Origin of the sequence: Pseudomonas sp. YuFO8, assembly GCF_035065025.1 — a bacterium.
Classification (GTDB): Bacteria; Pseudomonadota; Gammaproteobacteria; order Pseudomonadales; family Pseudomonadaceae; genus Aquipseudomonas; species Aquipseudomonas putida_AE.
In genome coordinates this window covers 1-457 of sequence record NZ_JAXDEQ010000128.1, presented here as the reverse complement: position 1 = coordinate 457, position 457 = coordinate 1, and the positions used below count along the sequence as shown (strand labels likewise).

Here is a 457-nt window from a genome sequence, read left to right as displayed (position 1 = left end):
GAATTCCTTCCATTCGGCGCGACGCTGTTCCTGCTGCTTCACGATCTCGTCGAACTTCTTCTGCTGGTCAGGCTTGAGGACCGCACGGATGTCCGCCTGGGTTTTCTGCTTGCCGGCGGCGATTTCCTCCTGCATGGCTTTCTGGTCAGCGGCTGGCAGTTTGTCCAAGTACTTCTTGGTCAGTTCTTTGCGAGCGTGCCATTGGTCGCCCATCAACTTGCCGATCTGCTGGCGCTGTTCCTTGCTCAGGTCCAGTTGGCTGAAAGGGCCGCCTTTGCCACGCGGACCGTGTTCACCGCCGTGGCCCGGGCCACCCATCATGTGGCCTTCCGGGCCGCCCATCGGGCCTGGGCCTTCAGGCATTGCCGCCATGGCAACGGTGGGCAGGGCAGCGGCGAACATCAAAGCGATAAGGGTCTTGCGCATGGTGATTCTCCTGTCTCTATTCCGGTGAGTC

Annotated in this window: 1 protein-coding gene; it reads right to left on the bottom strand. The window is 60.8% G+C overall.

What is annotated here, in order from left to right; all coding sequences use genetic code 11:
- Positions 1-426 (bottom strand): LTXXQ domain protein (locus SOP95_RS31615; protein WP_323609531.1); only part of this gene is annotated, 426 nt, incomplete at its 3' end.
- Positions 427-457 lie beyond the last annotated feature (31 nt).